This is a genomic window from Rhizobium sp. LEGMi-198b, from assembly GCF_054114205.1.
The window spans coordinates 752,148-766,727 of sequence record NZ_JBSYVH010000001.1 but is presented as its reverse complement, the minus strand read 5'-3'; the positions used below and the strand labels follow the sequence as shown (position 1 = coordinate 766,727).

Sequence of the window (14,580 nt, the reverse complement as noted above, 5' to 3'; positions counted from 1 at the left end):
GCTGGAAGCACTATGAGCGACGTACCGAAATCCCCCCTTGCCGTCATTATCATGGGCGTCAGCGGCAGCGGCAAATCCTCGATCGGCGAGGGTGTCGCGGCCAAGCTCGGCATCCGTTTCATCGAAGGCGACGCGCTGCATCCTGCCGCCAATGTCGAGAAGATGAGCAAGGGCATTCCCCTGACGGATGAGGATCGTTGGCCCTGGCTGGAAAGGATCGGTCAGGAAATTGCGGCGAGCCTTGCGAAAGGCGAGGGGGTCGCCGTTACCTGCTCGGCGCTAAAGCGTATTTATCGCGAGCGTCTGCGCGCCGCCGCTGGCGGGCACCTCTATCTCGTCTATCTCGACGGCTCGAAGGAGCTGCTAACCAAGCGCATGGGCGAGCGCAAGGGCCATTTCATGCCCGCGTCGCTGCTGGAAAGCCAGCTACAAACGCTGGAAGTGCCGACGGGGGAACCCGGCGTCGTTACCGTCGGCATCGACGACACGATCGACGGCATCGTCGAAGCTGCACTCAAGGGTCTCGACGCGATCCGCTAAATCCAGGATATCAGGGCGCGAACCGGTCTGGTGCATAAGCCGAGATGTCGATGAACGGTTTTTCTCCGGTAATCAGCTCGGCAAGCACGCGCCCGGTGACGGGTCCCAGCGTCAGTCCATGATGGGCGTGGCCGAAGGCGAACCATAGGCCGTTGTGGCGCGGCGCCTTGCCGATGATCGGCATCATATCCGGCGTGCAAGGGCGGGCGCCCATCCAGGGCTCCGGGTCGAGTCGCTCGCCGAGCGGGAAGACGGTGCGGGCGACGGCTTCGGCACGGTCGAGCTGGATCGGTGTTTTCGGCGCATCGCGCAGCGCAAATTCCGCCCCGGTCGTCAGCCTGATGCCGCGGCTCATCGGCGCCAGAAAATAGCCGCGCTCGGCATCCAGCGTCCAGTTGTTGAGGATGGCGTCACCCTCGGCGGCGTAGTGCATGTGATAGCCGCGCTTGACGCCCAAAGGAAAAGCATAGCCGAGACGCTTCGTCACGAGATCGGCCCAGGGGCCGAGGGCGACGACGGCATCCTCGGCCTCGATCGAGCCTTCCGACGTCACCATCTTCCAGTGGGCGCCGGACCGGCCGAGCGAGAGGGCGTCGCCGGTCGCGAAACGCCCGCCAATGCTTTCGAAGTAGTTGCGGTAGGCAGCGATCAGACCATGCGGATCGAGCACGGACCAGGGATCGCGCCAGCGCAGGCCGCCGGAGAAGCTGCCTCTGATATGCGGCTCCAATGTTGCGATATCGGCGCCGGTCAGTGCATCGTAAGCGACGCCGAATTCGCGGTTGAGACGTTCGGCCTCGGCGAATTCCGCATCGCGTTTCTCGTTCGTGCGGAAAATCTCCATCCAGCCGTTCTTGCGGATCAATTCCTCTGCATGCGATGCTTCTATCAGGTCGTTGTGCTCGCTGATCGAATGCTCGATCAGCGGCGCATAGGCGCGTGAGATCATCTCATGCCGCTTGGTGTTGGAATTCCACCAATAGCGAGCAAGAAAGGCAATCTGGCCTGGCAGGGCGCGCAGATGGTAATGCGCGTCGATGCGGTTGTTGAAGGCATAGCGCAGTAGCAGGCCGAACTGCTGCGGAAAGCCGTAGGGTACGACGCCTTCGCGCTGGATCAGCCCGGCATTGCCGAAAGAGGTCTCTTTACCGGGAGCTTTGCGGTCGACGAGGATGACCTGCCGCCCGCGCCGCTGAAGGTGGATGGCCGTCGATATGCCGACGATGCCCGCGCCGAGCACGATTGCGTCTTTTGTCATGTTCCCTGCTATCCGCATTCTTCTTTTAGTTGCGCACGATCCCGTCCGGAAACCATGCTCAAGCATCGAAAATGCCTGCCAAAATGCTGCGGCGCAAATGAAAAATGCAATCAAGCCACGGCCTGTCTCAAAGCCGTATTTTCGGCGCGAATGCGTATGGTGAGAATGGCGGCATTGAGCAGCGAAAAGACCAAGGCGTAGAGCGGCAGGCCGAAGGCGAGCGGCAGCACGGCGATCTCGCCGATGACCACCGCATAGTTCGGATGGCTGAGGAAGCGATAGGGTCCGCTTGCCACCAAGGCTGCACCCGGCAGCACGATGATCCGCGTTGTCCAGCGTCCTTTCAGCGTCGCCAGCACCCAGACGCGCAAGCCCTGCAGCACCATGAAGATGGCGAGCCAGAGAAGATTGACCGGCCGGCCGGCGGCGAGAAGCCACAGACCGGCGAGCCAGGCCGCGTGCATCGCGACCATATAGGGATAGTGTTCCGGCGCAATCTCGCGGGCACCACGCGCAAGGAGCGCGGCGGTGTTGCGCCGGGCGTGCAGCAGTTCGGCCAGCCGCTGCAGGGTGACGAAGGTCAGAAGTGCGATCGATGGCCAGAGCATCAGGCGGCCCTCTTCAGCGTGACGCAACTTGCCGCGAAGCCGGGGCCCATGGCGATGAGAGCCGAACGCCGCGGCAGGCCGGCATTGATCGCTCGCTCCAGTACGAAGAGCACGGTCGGCGACGACATATTGCCATAATCGCCGATCACCTCGCGTTCGATATCGAGCGAGCCGGGTTCGAGACCGAAGGCAGTCTCCAGTGCCACCAGTACCTTGGTGCCGCCGGGATGGCAGATGAAGCGGTCGACATCGGATATGGCCAGGCCGGCGCGTTCGAGAATGCCGGCGACGGCGGGCTTGATATTCGCTTCGGCAAAGGGTGGCAGCGATTGCTCCAGGATGATGCCGAAGCCGGTATCGTCGATCTTCCAGCCCATGATTCCAAGCGTATCGGGAAAGAGGTGCTCGCCCGTCGATTCGATTTCCGCGAGACCATCCTTGCCGGCGCGCAGGATACAGGCGGCGGCGCCATCGCCGAACAGCGCTGTCGCGATGATGTTCGGTCGCGTCAGCTCGTCCAGCCGGAAGGCCAGCGAGCAGAGTTCGACGGAAACGAAGAGCACGACAGCCCCTGGGCGGGCTTTCGCCATGCGCGCGGCGATGCCAAGGCCGGAAACACCGGCCGCGCAACCAAGACCGAAGACAGGCACGCGCTCAATATCGGAGCGGAAGCCCATCTCAGCCGCAAGTCTCGCCTCCAGGCTTGGCGTCGTAATGCCCGTCGACGACACCGTAACGATGCAATCAACATCTTCTGCCTTCAAACCGGCGCGTTCCAGCGCATCGGTAGCAGTCTTCCTGAAGAGCTGGCTTGCGACCTCGGCATAGGCGTCCATGCGGTCCTGCCAGCCATGCGATTGTTCGAACCACGAGAGCGGACGCGCGGCATAGCGTTTGCGGATGCCGGCGCTATCGAACACGCGGGCGAGATGTTTGAAATCGCGGAAGCGATCGGAAAACAGGCGGCCGGCGGTCTCGGCAGCCTCGGATTGATAGATGATGTTGTCGGGCGTGGCGACGGCCAGACTGACAAGCTTGACGGTATCGGACACTTGTTTCTCCTTGTAACCCTCGGCGGGTACGCAGGTAGAAACACGCCAGCATCAGGAATTATTCGGCAGGACGCCGGTCACGAAAGAGTGACGGCCGGTCGTAGGGCAAAGCGCCAGAAAATATCTCTCGCTCGCGAATAAAATGAACGGATGGCGTGTTCTCCCGTCGCAACGTTCATTTTTGCCAAGGAGCAATCCCATGACGACTACCGCTTTCCGCCTGGCCTCCGTCGCGCTCGGCGCCTGCCTCACCCTCGGCGCCTTTACCGTTCCGGTTTTCGCGATGGGCGACGACAGCAGCTCGACGCCGACCTGCAAGAAGGGCGAAATCTACGACAAGAAGACGAAGAAGTGCGTAAAGCAGCAGGGCGCCAATATCACCGATGAAAATCGCGCCGATTATGCTTATTCGCTCGCCAAGAAGGACCACCGCTATGAAGAAGCGCTGGAAGTTCTCGACACCATGCAGAATCCGAACACGGCGGAGGCATTGAATTATCGCGGTTACGCCACCCGCAAGCTCGGCCGCACGGATGAGGGCATTTCCTATTACCTGAAGTCGGTCGCAATGGACCCGAAATACGCGTTGGTTCGCGAATATCTCGGCGAAGCCTATGTCATCAAGGGTCAGATCGACCTCGCCAAGGACCAGTTGAGCACGATCAAAACGCTCTGCGGCAACACGTCCTGCGAGGAATATCAGGACCTGAACGACGCCATCAAGAATCCGTCGAGCCTCTGATTTCGGCGTCGGACCTAAGATGGCCGGCATAAGCAGTCAGCATTTAAAGGGATATTCGAGTGTCAGTCGCTCATTCCACAATTTCTGCTTATAGTCGGGTAAGATCGGAACCGCCGGTACGACCGGCGATTCCCAAAAACGCGAACCTCGCGGAGGGTGCCATAGCCAGCGAAGACGATATCAGGGCGGGTCTGTCACAGCATCTGACGCGGCTCTGGCGCTATGCAGTGGTGCTGTCGCACCAACGCGATGTTGCGGATGACCTGGTGCAGGCGACCTGCGTCAGAGCGTTGGAGCGGGCGGGTCAGTTCGCAGCCGGTACGCGGCTCGATCGATGGTTGTTTTCGATCTTGCATTCGATCTGGCTGAACGAGATCCGATCGCGCCGGGTGCGCATGGGCCAGGGTTTTGTCGATGCCGACGAGACGTTGGTCTTTGATGGTGCGCGCGAGACGGAGACGCATATTCTCGCTGGTCAGGTGCTGAAACAGGTGCAGGCGCTGCCGGAAGCGCAACGCACCGCCGTGTTCCTCGCCTATGTCGAAGGACTTTCCTATCGCGAGGTGGCGGAGGTTTTGGATGTGCCGATCGGAACGGTGATGAGCCGGCTGGCGGCGGCGCGTGCGAAGCTTGCCGATGGTGCCGGGTCGGCGGATGGGGCGCGGCTTTCCGGAGGCGGGCGACTGGGGAACGGGAATGAGTGAATTGGACAACAACAAAGTGCCCTCGGACGAGCTGCTCACCGCCTTCATCGACGGCGAGCTAGGCGCGGCCGAGCGCGACAGGATAGAAGAACTGATCGCAAGCGACGCCCAGGTGGCGGAACGCTTCGATTTCCTGTCGCGCAGCGATCTGCCCTTCCGTGAGGCATTCGAGCCTGTGCTTGCCGCCGCCCCAAGCGCCAGGCTGAACGCCATGCTCGCTGCCATCCCCTCCACAAGCGAGCAGAAGAAGGCTGCTTCCGGCGTCAGCCGCCGTGGCTTCCTGTCGGCGATCGCCGCCTGCCTTGTCGCGGGCGTTGCCATCGACCGCGCCGCGATCGGCATCAGCCATCGCCTCACCAAGCCCGAAGAGGGCAGCGACTGGCGCGCCGTCGTCGCCGAATATCTGTCGCTCTATACGCCGGACACGCTGAGCGCACCGGCTGGCGATCGGGCGGAACAGGCCGCGCAATTGAGCGAGGTCGGCGCCAAGCTCGGGCTCACGCTGACGCCCGAAACCATTGCCTTGCCGGGTGTCGATTTCAAGCGCGCCCAAGTCTTGAATTATGACAGCAAGCCTTTGGCGCAGATCGCCTATCTCGATCCCGAAAGCGGTCCGATGGCCCTCTGCATCATCCCCTCGAGCAAGGGCGCTTCCGCACCGGATATGGAAAACCGCCGCGGCATGAATGTCGTCTACTGGTCGAACGCCACCCACGCCTTCATGCTGATCGGCCATTCGCCGATCGACCGGATGAAGGCGCTGGCGGATGGTGTTCGGCAAAGCTTGGCGGCTTGAGATCGAGGCTTTCTCCAACGAGCAGGAAGGGTTAGCTCCCGCAAATAACGCGATTCAAAAAGAATTTGGCGAAAACTCATCCTGCTGATATTCTCCGCCCAACGAAAATCGAATGAGCGCCTGCAGCATGCCCTGGGGCCTTGCGCGGCGCGGTGGAAAAGATACGTGAGTGACCCCGACAGCGGCAGAGCGCCGCAGGCAAACGGGGCGTCGGTAGCAGAGCGCAGGAAGGGTAAATCCTCCCGGCGTGGTAAGCGTAAGCGTGGCGGTCCCGCCCGTCCGAACGCTTATTCTGCGGAGGCCAACCAGACCGGCTCGTCCAGTCCGGTGGCGACACGCCCAATAGACAACGACGCCGGCTCTCCGGCCAAAAAGCGCAAGCGCCGTCGCCGTGCCCGTGGCGGAGCGCATGATGGTGCGCAGCACACTTCCCCGACACAGCAACAGGCTTCCGGCGCGCAGGAACGCCGCGCTGCGGCCGAACACGGCCATGCGTCGTCGCACAAGAGCGGCAAGAACAGGCGCAAGCACCGCAGCAAGCGCGGTTTGCAGGGCCGCCCGCTGGTGCACGAAAAGACGGCGCAGATCGTCGCCCCCGCCGCTCCCGTCGCCACCGAACACGCGCCTGCCCGCAATGATCATCACGACCGGAATGCGTCGCCGCAGCGCCGTGACGGCCATGCGCCGCATCATCATGCCGATGGCGATTACCGTCCGGTCGATCTCTACGCGGCGCTCGATCTTGGCACCAATAATTGCCGTCTGCTGATCGCCCAGCCGACGAGGCCTGGCCAGTTCCGCGTCGTCGACGCCTTTTCCCGCATCGTTCGTCTCGGCGAAGGGCTTGGCGCCAGCGGCCGGCTGTCGAGCGATGCCATGGACCGGGCGGTCGAGGCTTTGCGCGTCTGCGCGGGCAAGTTGAAGACGCGCGAGATCCGGCGTATGCGGCTGATCGCCACCGAGGCGTGCCGCGCGGCGGAGAACGGCGAAGCGTTCCTCGCCCGCGTTACCGAAGAAACCGGCCTGCGGCTCGAAATCATCGACCGCGAGACCGAGGCGCGGCTTGCCGTCTCCGGCTGCTCGTCGCTCGTCGGCCCCGAGGCGCGCTCGGTCGTGTTGTTCGATATTGGGGGTGGCTCCTCGGAAATCGCCGTCATCCGCATTGGCGAAAACCGCTCCAGCCGGCTTGCCAATCATATCACCCACTGGACCTCGCTGCCGGTTGGCGTCGTGACGCTCTCCGAACGCCATGGCGGCCGCGACGTCACGCCGGAACTGTTCGAGACCATGGTGCGCGAGGTCGAGGGCATGCTCGAACGCTTCGATTGCCCGCCGGTCCAGGGCGCTGCCCGAGACAGCGGCGATTTTCATCTGATCGGCACGTCCGGAACGGTGACGACGCTTGCCGGCGTCCATCTCGATCTGCCGCGTTACGACCGGCGCCGGGTCGATGGTGTCTGGCTGTCCGACGATGAGGTGACGGCTATGCAATCGAAGCTGCTTTCCTGGGATTTCGCCGGCCGCGCTGCCAATCCCTGCATCGGGCCGGACCGCGCCGATCTCGTTTTGGCGGGCTGCGCCATTCTCGAAGCGATCCGCCGCCGCTGGCCGAGCCCGCGCATGCGTGTCGCCGATCGCGGTCTGCGCGAAGGACTGCTGACCGATATGATGGCGGATGACGGCGTATGGCGGCGGGGCCGCTCGCGCCGCGGCCATCGACCCAAGGATATGAAGGGGCCGCAGGCATGACCAAGCCAACGATCGCTGGCAACCGCACCGGGCGCAAGCTCGGCCAGCGCGTCAAGAAAAAGAAGCTGAAGGCCTCCTCGCGGCAATGGCTGGAACGGCACATCAACGATCCCTATGTGCAGCGCGCCCAGCTTGAGGGCTATCGCGCCCGCGCCGCCTTCAAGCTGCTGGAGATCGACGAGAAGCATCATATCCTCAAGGGCGCTCGCCGCATCATCGATCTCGGCGCCGCGCCGGGAAGCTGGTCGCAGATCGCCGCCAAGGTGACAGGATCGACGGAGGAGGATATCCGTGTTGCGGCCATCGACTTCCTGGAAATGGCGCCGTTGCCGGGCGTCACCATCCTGCAGCTCGACTTCCTCGATCCGGACGCACCGCAGCGGCTGATCGATGCCGTCGGCGGCACGCCGGATCTGGTGATTTCGGACATGGCCGCGCCGACGACCGGCCATCAGCGCACCGATCATCTGCGAACCATGCATCTCTGCGAGGTTGCCGCACATTTTGCCGTCGAGGTCCTGGGTGAAGGCGGGCATTTCCTCGCCAAGACCTTCCAGGGTGGCACGGAGCGCGACCTGCTGACGCTGCTGAAGCAGAATTTTCGCCAGGTCATTCATGTGAAACCGGGCGCATCCAGGGCAGAATCCGTGGAGATGTTCCTGCTGGCAAAGGGCTTCAAGGGACGCAAGACGGACGAGGAAGCAACGAGCGCTTGATTTAGCTGTCGCTTTTGTCCGATGATACGGTTCCATCGGCATTGCAGGCAGCGCATTCATGCTTCTTTACGTCACTCTCGGCTCCAACGATATTCCGCGTGCACGCAGCTTCTATGATGCGGTTCTGCCGGTCCTCGGCTATCGGCTTCAACGCGAATCGGATGAGGAAATCGGCTATGCCGCCGATGGCGACACGCGCTGCCGTTTCTGGGTGGTGGTTCCCTATAATCATCGCAAGGCGACGATCGGCAATGGCTCCATGGTGGCTCTGCACGCTGAAAGCCGCGCCGATGTCGACGCCTTTCATGCGGCAGCCCTTGCCCATGGCGGCACGGATGAGGGCAAGCCCGGCCTGCGCTCTTTCCATGCCAATTTCTATGCGGCCTACGTGCGCGATCCCGACGGCAACAAACTCAGCGCCGTCTGCGAGCGGCCGGAATAAACCTTCCGGCGTTTCCCGAACGACCTACTTCACCATCGGCTGCTGATGCTGGGGTACCTGCGGCTGCATCGCGGCCACGCGCTTCAGGCCGGCCTTATGGCCGGAAACCATGGCGCCGGCGCTGCGGTCCATGCGGATGAAGGGAATGGTGGCGACCACGGTCAGTATCGAGATGCAGAAGAAGGCGATATGGAAATCGCGAACCTGCAGCTCCATACCGCTGAAGTAGGTCGAGGTTTCCAGGATCATTGCGGCGACGGCAACGCCAAGCGCGAGGCTGATCTGCTGCATGACCGAACTCATCGACGTGGCCTGGCTCGCCTGCTTGTCGCTGATATCGGCATAGGCGAGCGCGTTGATGCCGGTGAAGAAGAACGAGCGTGAGAAACCGCCGATCAGGAGCACGCCGACGATGATGAGGTGCGACGTCCAGGGCTGAAAGAGGCCGGTGCAGATCGTCGTTATCGTCGTGACCCCCGCCGCCGACAGCAGTGCCGTCTTGAAGCCGATGGCGGTGAAGACGCGGCGGGCGATGAACTTGGTGGTAATGGCGCCGATGGCGCCGGCAAAGGTGATCAGGCCCGATTGGAACGGATTGAGGCCGAAGCCGAGCTGCAGCATCAGCGGCGTCAGGAAGGGCATGGCGCCGATGCAGATGCGAAACAGCGTGCCGCCGGTGACGGAAGCGCGAAAGGTAATATTCTTCAGCAGCGACAGATCGAGAATGGGCGCCGGATGGTGGCGGGCGTGGCCGACATAAAGGAAGCCGCAGATGAAGCCGATGACGATGGCCGAGATGCCGATGAACGGCGGCAGGGCCGGCAGGCTGATGACCGACATGCCGAAGACGACGCCAGCCGCCGCGACGGACGTCAGCACGAAGCCGATGAAATCAAGCTTCGGCGGCTTGGTTGCTTCGACCGCCGGCAGAAAGATCGTCGACAGGATGACGCCGAGAACACCGACGGGCACGTTGATCAGGAAGATCCAGTGCCAGGAGGCGTAAGTGGTGATGAAGCCGCCGAGCGGCGGTCCGGCAAGCGGGCCGACGAGGGCCGGAATGGTAAGCAGCGCCATGGCCGAGACCAGATCGCTCTTCTGCGTCGTGCGCACCAGCACAAGGCGGCCGACGGGCGTCATCATCGAGCCGCCGAGACCTTGCAGGAAACGGGCAATGACGAATTCCCAGAGGCCGCCCGAGGCGGCGCACATGATCGAACCGATGACGAAGACACAGATGGCAAGCCGGAAGATGTTCTTCGCCCCGAAGCGATCCGCCATCCAGCCGCTGATTGGGATGAAGACCGCAAGCGACACCATGTAGGACGTCAGCGCCAGTTTCAGTGTGATCGGACCAACATGGAGATCCGCCGCGATGGCCGGCAGCGCGGTCGCAATCACGGTGGAATCCATCTGCTCCATGAAGAGAGCAACGGCAAGAATCAGGGGAACGATGCGGTTCATAGGCATATGCCTTGGTGGGTCGTGTCTTCGGGGAAGGGGGTCCGCCTGAGACGGGCACCCGCTCTGTAGTCCTGTGCGCAACCTCTGCCAATCCCCGAATCCGCCCCTTGGCTTCGCGAGGATCACGTCTTCGTGATGCCGCTTGCTGCCCAGCATAGGATACCAAGTTTGACATGTGCTAAACGCATGGAAATGCTAAACGCATAAAATGTCGCTCGGTGTATTAGCGGAATTGGACGGATATGTCATGGCGAAATTATCGATCATGAAAGGTCATATCCGCTGTGTCGCTGCCGAGGGCGATGACACCCATTGGAGAAAATGAGATTATGACCGTCGCAGTTCTGTCGCCCGAGACCCATCGGTTCAAGCTGGGGTCCTGCACTGTCACCGTCGTCAAAGATGGCGCAAGCATTCTGGATAATCCCTGGGAAACCTTCGGATCGAACCAGTCGCCGGAGACGGTACGGAAGCTTTTGGCGCAGAACTTCCTGCCGACGGAGAAGCTCCTCAACAGCTATACGCCCGCTATCATCGACACAGGAGCCGACGTGATCGTCGTCGACACCGGCTTCGGCGCCGCCGGCCGCGCCCGCGGCTTGGGCCGTTTTCGCGACGGTCTGATGGCTGTCGGCTATGCGCCGGAGCAGGTGACCGTGGTCGCTCTGACGCATCTGCACGGCGACCATATCAATGGGTTGATGGAGGATGGCGCTCCGGCCTTTCCGAACGCCCGCTATGTCACCGGCGAAATCGAGTATGCATTCTGGACCGACAGGTCACGCGAGGGGACGCCGGCCGAAGGCGGTCACAAGGCTGTGCTCGCCAATGTCGCGCCTTTTGCCGAGAAGATGACCTTCCTCAAGGAGGGCGATCAGATCGTCAGCGGCATGACCGCCATGCTCGCGCCCGGCCACACGCCCGGTCATCTCGTCTTCCATCTCGAATCGGATGGCAAGCAACTGGTCCTGACCGGCGATACGGCCAATCACTATCTCCTCTCTCTCGGGCGCCCGGATTGGGAGGTGCGCTTTGACGCCGATAAGGCGCAGGCCGCCAAGACTCGCCGCCGTGTCTTCGACATGATCGCCACCGACCGCATCCCTTTCCTCGGCTTCCACATGCCGTTCCCCGCCGTTGGCTTTGTCGAAAAGCAGCCCGAGGGGTTCCGCTATGTGCCGAAAACCTATCAGTTCGATTTGTAAGGCGGAGGCTCGATCAATTTAGTGAAACGAAATCGACTCAGATAACGCAATTAAGCATCCACTGTACGCCGAACTGATCAGTGAGCTTCCCGTAGAGATTGCTCCAAGGCTGTTTGCCGAGCGGTGTCGTGATCGTACCGCCTTTTGCCAAGCGGGCGAATAACTCTTTTGTCCGCTCCGTATCTTCGAGCTCAAGCAGATGTGCTGATCCGCGCATCGGCTCGGCATCGTCATTGTCTGAAGCGTAGAAAAGGACGCCGGGACCTTGGAACTTCGCGTGCATGATCTGGCCCTGGACAAATCCGGGCGGCGTCGGGATTCCATTCACGCCGTAGCGCGTGATTTCGACGATTTTTCCAAGGCCGCAGGTCTCGTAAAAATTAAGCGCCTGCTCGCAGCGCGTCGTGAAAAATAGATAATTGGAAAGTCGCATAGCGAGACTCGCTCTGGTCACGGGCTACGAGTGGGTGGGAACTGACCGTATCGCTTGGCAAGCGTTTTACAGCGCGGCCGCTCGTTGGATCGCACTGACAAGCTGGGTATTGTCGTAGACTTGGCCGCCGATACCCCAGGAGCCTTCCGCGGCATAAACGATGTTGGTCCAGATATGTTCGCGGGATATCCGACCATTCGAAGCGCGTTCGACTATGGTTGTGGCCGCCTCGATAAAAGCCCGTTTGGCCTCGTCCGTCGCGAGCGCGATCTCTGGCAGTTTCAGCTCTATGAAGGCGGCCGCGGCCGCCTTTCCGCCTGAGAACACGCGTCCCTGCGGCAGAACATTGATGGTGCCGACGACGTTCGGGGTCATGAACGCGTTGCCCGAGAGTTGCGAAACCTTCAAGAGAACATCGGTCAATTCGGCGAAGGTTTGGGCCTCGGCTTCGCTCGACAGCAAACCTTCGAGTATAGTGAGTGTGATAGGCATAACGGGAACTCCTCTCGTTTGAAAACTTGGTCGGCGATGTTACATAAATACTGATCGCTCTCTATTGATACACACCGATCGCTCTCTATGCAAACATAAAGAGTGATCGCTCTTAAAGAAAGTTGATATGCGCTACAGTACAGAACACAAGCTCGAAACTCGCACGCGCGTTCTCTACGCGGCGGGCGAACTTTTCCGTCAGGAAGGCTATGGCGGTTCCGGCATCGATGCCTTGACCAAGGCTGCAGGCGTCACGAACGGCGCCTTCTACGGGCATTTCAAATCAAAGGGCGAAGCGTTCCGCGCGGCGGTTCAGGCGGGACTTGACGAGCTGCGGCTCGGCATATCGAATCTGAAAGCTCAAAAGGGCAAGGGTTGGCTCCTGGCCTTCGTAAGCTACTATCTGGGGCCGAAACGCACCTGCGCGCTCGGCCAGAGCTGCGCCTTGCCAAGTCTGTCTCCCGACGTCATGCGTGCCGATGCCGATACGCGGTCTGCCTACGAAATCGAGCTGCGCCGGGTCATAGAGGAAGCGGCCTCCGGTCTGACTGGCAATTCGGCCGGGGAGCGAGAAGAAAATGCTATAGCGCTTCTCGCACTTTTGTCCGGCGGTGTGACTATGGCGCGCGCTGTTTCCGATCCGGCGCTGTCGATGCGCATCGTCGAAGCGCTCGAGCGGAAGGTTGGGGTCATTGCCTCCTCCGTGGAAGAGCCGTGAGGCTGGCTGTGCATCCGTGCGGGCGGCAAGGGGATGGCGTCGGCGTTTTCCCTATTCCCTTCCTGTCATAGACGTGTTACCAGCCCTCGCCAACTTCCAAGCAACACTTGCAAGATCGCCCGGCGGACGATTCGTTCCGGAGCCATCCTGCTTTTCACAGACGAAGGAAATTGGCCATGGCACGCATCATTGAAACGTCAACCGGGTTGGATGCTCTGACATTCGACGATGTGCTCCTGCAGCCGGGGCACTCCGAGGTCATGCCGGGCCAGACGAATATCGCCACCCGCATCGCCCAGGATATCGAACTCAACCTGCCGATCCTCTCCGCCGCCATGGACACGGTGACGGAAAGCCGTCTCGCCATCGCCATGGCTCAGGCCGGTGGCATGGGCGTTATCCACCGCAATCTGACGCCGGTGCAGCAGGCCGAGGAAGTCCGTCAGGTCAAGAAGTTCGAAAGCGGCATGGTGGTCAATCCGGTCACGATCGGCCCCGACGCAACGCTCGCCGAAGCACTCAACCTCATGAAGGCGCACGGCATTTCCGGCATTCCGGTCGTTGAAAAGTCGCACCGCCTCGTCGGCATTCTCACCAACCGCGACGTACGCTTCGCTTCCGACCCCTCGCAGAAGATCTACGAGCTGATGACCCGCGAAAATCTCGTGACGGTCACGGAAAGCGTTCAGCAGCAGGAAGCCAAGCGTCTGCTCCATAAGCACCGCATCGAAAAGCTCCTGGTGGTCGATGGCGATAGCCGTCTCGTCGGCCTGATCACCGTCAAGGACATCGAGAAGTCGCAGCTCAATCCGAACGCTTCCAAGGATGCGCAGGGCCGCCTGCGTGCGGCAGCCGCCATCAGTGTCGGTGACGATGGCTACGAGCGTGCCGAGCGCCTGATCGATGCAGGCGTCGATCTTTTGGTCGTCGACACAGCCCATGGCCATTCGCAGCGCGTTCTCGATGCCGTCAGCCGGGTCAAGAAGCTCTCCAATTCGGTTCGCATCATGGCCGGCAATGTCGCCACCTATGACGGCACGCGGGCGCTGATCGATGCAGGCGCGGACGCCGTGAAGGTCGGTATCGGCCCCGGTTCCATCTGCACGACCCGTATCGTCGCCGGTGTCGGCGTGCCGCAGCTTGCCGCCATCATGTCGGCGGTGCAGGCCGCGCAGGACCAGAACATCCCTGTTATCGCCGATGGCGGCATCAAGTTCTCCGGCGATCTCGCCAAGGCGATCGCCGCCGGCGCATCCGCTGCCATGATCGGCTCGCTGCTCGCTGGTACGGATGAAAGCCCGGGCGAGGTCTATCTCTACCAGGGCCGCTCCTTCAAGGCGTATCGCGGCATGGGCTCCGTCGGCGCCATGGCGCGCGGCTCGGCCGATCGCTACTTCCAGGCGGAAGTACGCGACACGCTGAAGCTCGTGCCGGAAGGCATTGAAGGCCAGGTGCCCTACAAGGGTTCGGTCTCGGGCGTGCTGCACCAGCTCGCCGGCGGCCTCAAGGCGGCCATGGGCTATGTCGGCGGCGCCGACCTCAAGGAGTTCCAGGAGCGCGCCACCTTCGTACGCATCTCCGGCGCCGGCCTGCGCGAAAGCCACGCCCATGACGTCACGATCACCCGCGAAAGCCCGAACTATCCGGGCGCAGGCGGCTGA

Annotated in this window: 16 protein-coding genes; 10 read left to right on the top strand and 6 right to left on the bottom strand. The window is 61.8% G+C overall.

The window, feature by feature from the left end; all coding sequences use genetic code 11:
* The first annotated feature begins 12 nt into the window (after positions 1-12).
* Positions 13-540 (top strand): gluconokinase, encoded by a 528-nt coding sequence (locus ACXHXG_RS03755; protein WP_104822071.1) that lies wholly within the window; start codon positions 13-15, stop codon positions 538-540.
* Between the two features lie 10 nt (positions 541-550).
* On the opposite strand, the gene ACXHXG_RS03750 is transcribed toward ACXHXG_RS03755, so the two are convergent.
* The 3 genes from ACXHXG_RS03750 to ACXHXG_RS03740 form a co-directional block, all read right to left on the bottom strand.
* Positions 551-1,798, bottom strand: coding sequence for an NAD(P)/FAD-dependent oxidoreductase (locus ACXHXG_RS03750; protein ID WP_104822072.1), 1,248 nt, complete (start codon positions 1,796-1,798; stop codon positions 551-553).
* A 110-nt stretch (positions 1,799-1,908) separates the two neighbouring features.
* On the bottom strand, positions 1,909-2,406 hold the full coding sequence (locus tag ACXHXG_RS03745; RefSeq protein ID WP_104822073.1) for an isoprenylcysteine carboxyl methyltransferase family protein: 498 nt from the start codon (positions 2,404-2,406) through the stop codon (positions 1,909-1,911).
* A complete protein-coding gene (locus tag ACXHXG_RS03740; RefSeq protein ID WP_104822074.1) occupies positions 2,406-3,458 on the bottom strand; it encodes a type III polyketide synthase in 1,053 nt (350 codons plus the stop codon). Before ACXHXG_RS03740 ends, ACXHXG_RS03745 begins: the two co-directional genes overlap by 1 nt.
* Before the next feature lie 199 nt (positions 3,459-3,657).
* Here ACXHXG_RS03740 and ACXHXG_RS03735 point away from each other — a divergent pair, with 199 nt between their 5' ends.
* The 6 genes from ACXHXG_RS03735 (at position 3,658) to ACXHXG_RS03710 (ending at position 8,607) form a co-directional block, all read left to right on the top strand.
* On the top strand, positions 3,658-4,200 hold the full coding sequence (locus ACXHXG_RS03735; RefSeq protein ID WP_104822075.1) for a tetratricopeptide repeat protein: 543 nt from the start codon (positions 3,658-3,660) through the stop codon (positions 4,198-4,200).
* A gap of 59 nt (positions 4,201-4,259) precedes the next feature.
* A complete protein-coding gene (locus ACXHXG_RS03730) occupies positions 4,260-4,904 on the top strand; it encodes an RNA polymerase sigma factor (RefSeq protein ID WP_104822076.1) in 645 nt (214 codons plus the stop codon).
* Positions 4,897-5,700, top strand: coding sequence for an anti-sigma factor family protein (locus ACXHXG_RS03725; protein ID WP_457898526.1), 804 nt, complete (start codon positions 4,897-4,899; stop codon positions 5,698-5,700). The genes ACXHXG_RS03730 and ACXHXG_RS03725 overlap by 8 nt, the downstream gene beginning before the upstream one ends.
* A 165-nt stretch (positions 5,701-5,865) precedes the next feature.
* Positions 5,866-7,449, top strand: a complete 1,584-nt coding sequence (locus ACXHXG_RS03720) for a Ppx/GppA phosphatase family protein (RefSeq protein WP_457898525.1) — start codon at positions 5,866-5,868, stop codon at positions 7,447-7,449.
* Positions 7,446-8,165, top strand: a complete 720-nt coding sequence (locus ACXHXG_RS03715) for an RlmE family RNA methyltransferase (protein WP_283049239.1) — start codon at positions 7,446-7,448, stop codon at positions 8,163-8,165. Before ACXHXG_RS03720 ends, ACXHXG_RS03715 begins: the two co-directional genes overlap by 4 nt.
* 58 nt (positions 8,166-8,223) lie before the next feature.
* Positions 8,224-8,607, top strand: a complete 384-nt coding sequence (locus ACXHXG_RS03710; protein ID WP_104822079.1) for a VOC family protein — start codon at positions 8,224-8,226, stop codon at positions 8,605-8,607.
* Positions 8,608-8,631: 24 nt separating this feature from the next.
* Here the strand turns inward: ACXHXG_RS03710 and ACXHXG_RS03705 are convergent, their stop codons facing one another.
* Positions 8,632-10,071 (bottom strand): MFS transporter, encoded by a 1,440-nt coding sequence (locus ACXHXG_RS03705; protein WP_457898524.1) that lies wholly within the window; start codon positions 10,069-10,071, stop codon positions 8,632-8,634.
* A 329-nt stretch (positions 10,072-10,400) separates the two neighbouring features.
* Here ACXHXG_RS03705 and ACXHXG_RS03700 point away from each other — a divergent pair, with 329 nt between their 5' ends.
* Entirely contained in the window at positions 10,401-11,276 is an 876-nt protein-coding gene (locus ACXHXG_RS03700; protein WP_457898523.1) for an MBL fold metallo-hydrolase, read from the top strand.
* A gap of 37 nt (positions 11,277-11,313) precedes the next feature.
* Here ACXHXG_RS03700 and ACXHXG_RS03695 read toward each other — a convergent pair whose 3' ends face one another.
* Complete coding sequence (locus ACXHXG_RS03695) at positions 11,314-11,709, bottom strand: VOC family protein (RefSeq protein ID WP_457898522.1); 396 nt, start codon at positions 11,707-11,709, stop codon at positions 11,314-11,316.
* Between the two features lie 66 nt (positions 11,710-11,775).
* On the bottom strand, positions 11,776-12,201 hold the full coding sequence (locus ACXHXG_RS03690; RefSeq protein ID WP_457898521.1) for a tautomerase family protein: 426 nt from the start codon (positions 12,199-12,201) through the stop codon (positions 11,776-11,778).
* A 127-nt stretch (positions 12,202-12,328) separates the two neighbouring features.
* Between ACXHXG_RS03690 and ACXHXG_RS03685 the strand changes: the two genes are divergently transcribed.
* Together ACXHXG_RS03685 and guaB are read left to right on the top strand one after the other, a co-directional pair.
* Entirely contained in the window at positions 12,329-12,919 is a 591-nt protein-coding gene (locus tag ACXHXG_RS03685; RefSeq protein WP_457898520.1) for a TetR/AcrR family transcriptional regulator, read from the top strand.
* Between the two features lie 176 nt (positions 12,920-13,095).
* Positions 13,096-14,580 (top strand): IMP dehydrogenase, encoded by a 1,485-nt coding sequence (gene guaB / locus ACXHXG_RS03680; protein WP_104822085.1) that lies wholly within the window; start codon positions 13,096-13,098, stop codon positions 14,578-14,580.

Coding starts and splice junctions, on each gene's coding strand:
- ACXHXG_RS03745 (WP_104822073.1), bottom strand. CDS start 2,406: ATGCTCTGGCCATCGATCGCACTTCTGACCTTCGTCACCCTGCAGCGG.
- ACXHXG_RS03750 (WP_104822072.1), bottom strand. CDS start 1,798: ATGACAAAAGACGCAATCGTGCTCGGCGCGGGCATCGTCGGCATATCG.
- ACXHXG_RS03715 (WP_283049239.1), top strand. CDS start 7,446: ATGACCAAGCCAACGATCGCTGGCAACCGCACCGGGCGCAAGCTCGGC.
- ACXHXG_RS03705 (WP_457898524.1), bottom strand. CDS start 10,071: ATGAACCGCATCGTTCCCCTGATTCTTGCCGTTGCTCTCTTCATGGAG.
- guaB (WP_104822085.1), top strand. CDS start 13,096: ATGGCACGCATCATTGAAACGTCAACCGGGTTGGATGCTCTGACATTC.
- ACXHXG_RS03725 (WP_457898526.1), top strand. CDS start 4,897: ATGAGTGAATTGGACAACAACAAAGTGCCCTCGGACGAGCTGCTCACC.
- ACXHXG_RS03685 (WP_457898520.1), top strand. CDS start 12,329: ATGCGCTACAGTACAGAACACAAGCTCGAAACTCGCACGCGCGTTCTC.
- ACXHXG_RS03695 (WP_457898522.1), bottom strand. CDS start 11,709: ATGCGACTTTCCAATTATCTATTTTTCACGACGCGCTGCGAGCAGGCG.
- ACXHXG_RS03690 (WP_457898521.1), bottom strand. CDS start 12,201: ATGCCTATCACACTCACTATACTCGAAGGTTTGCTGTCGAGCGAAGCC.
- ACXHXG_RS03700 (WP_457898523.1), top strand. CDS start 10,401: ATGACCGTCGCAGTTCTGTCGCCCGAGACCCATCGGTTCAAGCTGGGG.
- ACXHXG_RS03710 (WP_104822079.1), top strand. CDS start 8,224: ATGCTTCTTTACGTCACTCTCGGCTCCAACGATATTCCGCGTGCACGC.
- ACXHXG_RS03735 (WP_104822075.1), top strand. CDS start 3,658: ATGACGACTACCGCTTTCCGCCTGGCCTCCGTCGCGCTCGGCGCCTGC.
- ACXHXG_RS03755 (WP_104822071.1), top strand. CDS start 13: ATGAGCGACGTACCGAAATCCCCCCTTGCCGTCATTATCATGGGCGTC.